This is a genomic window from Ralstonia sp. RL, assembly GCF_001683835.1.
GTDB lineage: Bacteria > Pseudomonadota > Gammaproteobacteria > Burkholderiales > Burkholderiaceae > Ralstonia > Ralstonia mannitolilytica.
In genome coordinates this window covers 1-5,303 of sequence record NZ_LWRX01000103.1, presented here as the reverse complement: position 1 = coordinate 5,303, position 5,303 = coordinate 1, and the positions used below count along the sequence as shown (strand labels likewise).

At 68.3% G+C, this 5,303-nt stretch carries 5 protein-coding genes; 2 read left to right on the top strand and 3 right to left on the bottom strand.

From position 1 onward, the window contains the following. Positions 1-169: 169 nt before the first annotated feature. Positions 170-571: a CAP domain-containing protein gene (locus A6M56_RS10065; protein ID WP_286758098.1), complete on the top strand. Its 402-nt coding sequence runs from the start codon at positions 170-172 to the stop codon at positions 569-571. Positions 572-586: 15 nt separating this feature from the next. Here A6M56_RS10065 and A6M56_RS10060 read toward each other — a convergent pair whose 3' ends face one another. The 3 genes from A6M56_RS10060 to A6M56_RS10050 all read right to left on the bottom strand — a co-directional run bounded on the left by A6M56_RS10060 (position 587) and on the right by A6M56_RS10050 (position 4,455). Further along, the gene (locus A6M56_RS10060) at positions 587-1,621 is read right to left on the bottom strand and encodes an aminotransferase-like domain-containing protein (protein ID WP_286758097.1); all 1,035 of its coding nucleotides are present in this window, start codon (positions 1,619-1,621) and stop codon (positions 587-589) included. An 81-nt stretch (positions 1,622-1,702) separates the two neighbouring features. Beyond that, positions 1,703-3,229, bottom strand: coding sequence for a hybrid sensor histidine kinase/response regulator (locus A6M56_RS10055; protein ID WP_286758096.1), 1,527 nt, complete (start codon positions 3,227-3,229; stop codon positions 1,703-1,705). A 185-nt stretch (positions 3,230-3,414) separates the two neighbouring features. Continuing rightward, positions 3,415-4,455, bottom strand: coding sequence for an AraC family transcriptional regulator (locus A6M56_RS10050; RefSeq protein WP_286758095.1), 1,041 nt, complete (start codon positions 4,453-4,455; stop codon positions 3,415-3,417). 101 nt (positions 4,456-4,556) lie between these two features. Here A6M56_RS10050 and A6M56_RS10045 point away from each other — a divergent pair. Then, positions 4,557-5,303 (top strand): FAD-binding oxidoreductase (locus tag A6M56_RS10045; RefSeq protein WP_286758094.1); only part of this gene is annotated, 747 nt, incomplete at its 3' end.

Sequence of the window (5,303 nt, the reverse complement as noted above, 5' to 3'; positions counted from 1 at the left end):
AGCCCCAGCACCAGCACCAGCACCAGCACCAGCACCAGCACCAGCACCAGCGCCAGCGCCAGCACCAGCGCCAGCGCCAGCACCAGCGCCGGCTCCGGCTCCGGCTCCGAGTCCGACAGCCGCGCTCCCAGCCGACAAGACCTGCGGCCTCGCCAACTTTCAGCAGGAAGTGCTCGACCGCGTCAACCAGGCGCGCGCCGTCGGTCGCACCTGCGGCAGCACCTATTACAGCGCGGCGGCGCCCCTGGCATGGAACGGCAAGCTGTTCGACGCCGCCGCCGGCCATGCGCAGGACATGGCGGCCAACAATTATTTTTCGCACACGAGCCAGGACGGCCGCACCTTCAGCCAGCGCATCACCAATGCCGGCTATGCCTGGAGCGCGGCGGCGGAAAACATCGCGGCCGGGCAGGGGACGGTGGCGCAGGTGATGGACGGCTGGCTGCAGAGCCCCGGCCACTGCGCCAACATCATGAACGGCAACTACAGCGAGATCGGCGTCGCCTGCGCCCGCAACGATGCGTCCGCCTACCAGCAGTACTGGGTGATGGAACTCGGCCGCCCGCGCTGAGGACGGCGGGCCAGCTCATCGGTCCAGATACTCGTGCACCAGCATGCCCAGGGTTTTGACCGCGCCTTCGATCTCGGCGCTCCATTCGTTGCCGCAGTTAAGGCGCAGGCAGTTGCCGAACTTGCCGGAGGCGGAGAACAGCGGCCCCGGCATGAACGCGATGCGGTGGGCGATGGCGCGCTCGTGCAGCCGCAACGCGTCGACTTGTTCCGGCAGCTGCACCCACCGCACGAATCCGCCCTGCGGCTCGGCGACCGAGCAGGCGGGCGGGAAGAATTCCGACACCGCGTCCGACATGCGCGCGATGCGCTGGGTCATCGCGCGCCGCATCTTGCGCACCTGGCTGTCGTAGCTGCTGCTGCCGACGAAATCGGCCAGCACCGCCTGGAAGTAGTGGTTGGTGCCGCCGGAGGCGACGTTCTTGAGCAGCGCGACCTGCTGCGCATAGCGGCCGGCGACGATGTAGCCGACCCGCGCCGACGGGCTCACCACCTTCGAAAACGACGAGCACAGCAGCACATGGCCGCTGTCGTCGTAGGCCTTGACCGGCCATGGCCGCTCGGCGGAAAAGCACAGGTCGCCGTACACGTCGTCCTCGATCAGCGGGATGCCGTACCGCGTCATCAAGGCCGCCAGGCGCTTCTTGTTTTCCTCGGGCATGATGCAGCCGAGCGGATTGTTCGCGTTCGGCACCAGCAGGCAGGCCTGCACCAGGCCCTCGCGGATCGCCAGTTCCAGCGCGTCGACCGACAGCCCGGTCTTGGGATCGGTCGGGATTTCCAGCGCCTTCATGCCCATGCTCTCGATGAGCTGCAGCAGCACGAAATAGGTCGGCGATTCGATCGCGATCGTGTCGCCCGGCCTGGCCACCGCGCGCAAGGCCAGCGACATCGCCTCGGTGCAGGAATTGGTGGCGATGATTTCGCGCGGATTCAGCCGGCCCCAGTCGACCGCGCGGCGGATGATCTGGCGGATGAAGTTCGGCTCGTTGGTGTCGAAGCAGCCGTCCTGCGTGAGCATGTCCGGCCGGCGGCGCGCGACGCTGCTCATGATCTGCTGCAGGCGCTTGACCGGCAGCAGCTCGTCCGGCGGCCACGACAGCGCCAGCTGCAGCGTGCCCGGCGCCAGGTTTCAGTCGTTGCGCCGGCGGTCGCGCCCATGCCGCCGGCCGCGCGTCAACAGCGGCAGGTCGAGCACGACGCGCGTGCCGTGGCCGGGCTGGGACAGCACTTCGATCTGGGCGCCGATCTGCCGCGCGCGCGCGGCGATGTTCTTCAGCCCTTCGCCGCGATGCGCGATGTGTTGCACGTCGAAGCCGACGCCGTCGTCGCGCAGCTCGAAGCGGATGCTCTCGTCCTGGGTGCGCAGGGAGATGACGCCGCAGGTCGCGTGGGCGTGGCGCGCGCTGTTGCTCATCGCTTCGCGCGCGATGCTGAGCACCTGGCGCGCCTCGTCCGGCATCAGCTGCGCCGCCGCCGCCGGATCGACGTCGATGGCAAAGCGGCCCGGCTCCCTGGTTTCGATCATGCGCGCCAGCTCGGCCAGCTCGGCCTGCAGCTGCGAGGCGCTCAGCAGCAGCGGCTCCTGCCCATGGATGAAGTGGCGGATGTCGCGCATGATGTTTTTCAGCGAGGCGATCTCCCACGACAGCTCGCGCGCCGCGCTGTGCGCCTGGCCTTCCGCAATCAGGCGCTGGCTGTGCTCCAGGCTGAAACTGACGGCGCATACGGTCTGCAGGATGTTGTCATGCAGGTCCTGCGACAGCTGGCGCCGTTCGGCCAGCACGCGGCGCAGCTGCTGCTCGCTGCGCTGCAGGGCCGTTTCGTACTGCTTGTGCCCGGTGATGTCCTGCAGGATGCCGATCAGGCGCGCCGGCCGGCCGTCGTCCCCGGGCACCACCTCGCCGCACGAGCGCACGTTGCGTTCGCGCCCATCGGCGCGGACCACGCGGCATTCGATGTCGAAACTGCCCATCGCGGCGACAGCGGCGGCAACCGTGCCGCGCACGAATGCCGCGTCTTCCGGATGCACGAATTCCAGGCCCTGCTCGTAGCTGGGGCGGATGGCGCCCGGTTCCAGGCCGAGGATGCGGTAATGCTCGTCCGACCAGGTGAGCACGTTACTGCCGAGATCGAGCTCCCAGCTGCCGATGCACGCCACGCGCTGCGCCTCGGCCAGCAGGCGCGCCTTTCTTTCGGCTTCCGCCTCGGCCGCCTTGCGTGCGCTGCTGTCGGACGCGGCGCGCAAGGATTGGCGCCGGTGGCTGCGCGCCAGGCAGTCGCGCAGCGCGCGCCGCAGCTGCGGCAGGCCGTCGGCGCATGAGGCCGGCCTGATGACGAAATCGTCGGCGCCCGCCTTCATGGCGTCGACGGCGAACGCGGTGCCGCCATCTGTCGCGAACATGATGACGGCGCAATCCGGACGGCGGTTCTTGATCGTCCGCAAGACATCCAGCCCGCTCGACCAGTGCATCCGCGCATCGACGACGGCGGCGTCGGCGCCGGCGGCCAGCGCACCGGCCAGGCCGTGCGCATCGGCGATATGCCGCGCTTGCAGCGCGCCGAATTCCCGCTGCAATTCCCGCTGCAATTCGCGCTCGACCAGCAGGCGAAGCTCCGGATTGTCGTCGACCAGGAGGATGCGGTGCGCTGTGCTCATGAGCTCTCCAGCGTTTCCGCTTCTGCGTGCGAGATGAACGGAAACGTGCCACGCTTCTCGTTGAATGGATATCGCGTGGGACTGGGCGCGGTAGGGCCGGTTCCGATCGCCTGCGCCGTTCCTGCGCTGGCGCAAATCGCGACGGGGCACTCCTCCGGCCGCATCCTACGGGCGATGCCGCACGTTCAACGCCCGGCCTGCTCCCGGTAGGCGCCGGGGTTCATGCCGGTCCAGTCCTTGAAGGCGTGATTGAACGAGCTCTGTTCCTGATAGCCGAGCAGGAAGGCGATTTCGGCGATGCTGAGATTCCTTTGTTTCAGGTATTCCAGCGCCAGTTCGCGCCGGGTTTCGTCCAGCAGTTGCTGGTAGCCGATGCCGGAGTCGTTCAGCTTGCGCTGCAGCGTGCGCGGCGTGATGTTGAGTTCCTGCGCGATCAGCGGCAGGCGCGCGCGGTCCTGCTCCAGGTTCTTCACGATCGCCGCGCGCACCTGCGCGACGATGCCGCCTTCCTGTTCCGCCCGCTGCTTTTCCTTGAGCAAGCGTTCCGCATGCTGCCGCAGCACGGGATACAGGCTCACGTCGGCATTCGGCACCGGCCAGGACAGCAGCGCCGCATCGAAACGCGCCGCATGCGCGGGGGCGCCGAAGTGCACGTCGGGGCCGAAGATGCGCTCGTATTCGCCGAGGTCGTCCGGCGCCGCATGGGCGAATGCAACATGCACATGCGGCAACGCGCGCCCGGCCAGCCAGCCGCCGAACACGCGGATGCCGGTAAACACGCTCTCGGCCAGATGGCGCGAGGCGCGCGGAAAGGCGCTGTGCCAGCGGTACTCGGCGAGAGCGCCATCGACCGACAGCGCGGAACGCCCGAGGTCGTGCGCCAGCGCCTCGAAGCGCATGGTCTGCTGCAATGCCTGCCCGAAATCGCGGCAGCTCAAGAGGATCAGGCCGTACACGTTGTAGGTGCCCAGCTTGACCCGCTCGCCCACGTGCAGGCCGAAGTGCGGATCGTGCGCCAGTTGCGCGCCCACATCGAGCAGCCGCACATAGTCGGCCGCGGCCAGCGATTCCGGCAGCGGCGAGAGCGTTCCTGACGGCAAGCCCGCCGCCTGCTCCAGCGCGCGTTCGCTCACGCCGCGCGCCGCCGCCGCCTCGATCAACGGTTGCAGATAGGGGCCGGCGACGCGGCCGCCAAAGCGGCTAGCAGCGGAAGGGGGCGTTGGCATGATCGGACAAGTGAACTGTCATGAATGCGCAATACACGGCAAAAGCCGCTCGTTAAGATTTTGGCAAATATCGATGCAGTATAACAAGTAAGGATTTCAAGATGAGACGCTGGAACGGTTGGGGAGACGACACCATCGAGTTTCCCCTCAATGAAGACATGCTCGCCTTTCTGCATACCCGGGTCGGCCCCGGCACGCCGCCGGCCGACGCCACGCTGGCGCAGGTGTGCGGGGCGATCGCGCCAAGCCGCCTGACGCCGCACCGCGGCATCGACACCTCGCCCGAAGTGCGCGTGCGCCATGCGCTCGGGCAAAGTCTGCCCGACTGGTTGAAATTGCGCTACGGAAAAATCCATCGCGTGCCGGATGGCGTCGCCTTCCCCGAAAGCAGCGAACAGGTGCGCGAGTTGCTCGCCTACGCCAGGCAGAGCGGCGCGCTCGTCATTCCGTACGGCGGCGGCACCAGCGTGGTCGGCCACCTGAGCGCGCCGCAGACCGAGCAGCCGGTGCTCACCATCAGCCTGGCGCGGATGAGCCGCCTGCTGGACCTCGACCGCTGCGCGCAGCTGGCGACCTTCGGCGCCGGCGTGGCCGGGCCCGACCTGGAAGCGCAATTGCGCGCGCACGGCTACACGCTCGGCCACTTTCCGCAATCCTTCGAATACTCGACGCTCGGCGGCTGGGTCGTGACCCGCTCGTCGGGCCAGCAATCGCTGCGCTACGGCCGCATCGAACAGCTGTTCGCCGGCGGCAAGGTCGAAACGCCCAGCGGCGCGCTGACCATCCCCAGCTTCCCGGCTTCCGCCGCCGGCTGCGACCTGCGCGAAATCGTGCTCGGCTCGGAAGGG

Bases quoted from the DNA above. Each gene is read 5' to 3' on its own strand.
- A6M56_RS10050 (WP_286758095.1), bottom strand. From the start codon at position 4,455: ATGCCAACGCCCCCTTCCGCTGCTAGCCGCTTTGGCGGCCGCGTCGCC.
- A6M56_RS10055 (WP_286758096.1), bottom strand. From the start codon at position 3,229: ATGAGCACAGCGCACCGCATCCTCCTGGTCGACGACAATCCGGAGCTT.
- A6M56_RS10060 (WP_286758097.1), bottom strand. From the start codon at position 1,621: ATGAGCAGCGTCGCGCGCCGCCGGCCGGACATGCTCACGCAGGACGGC.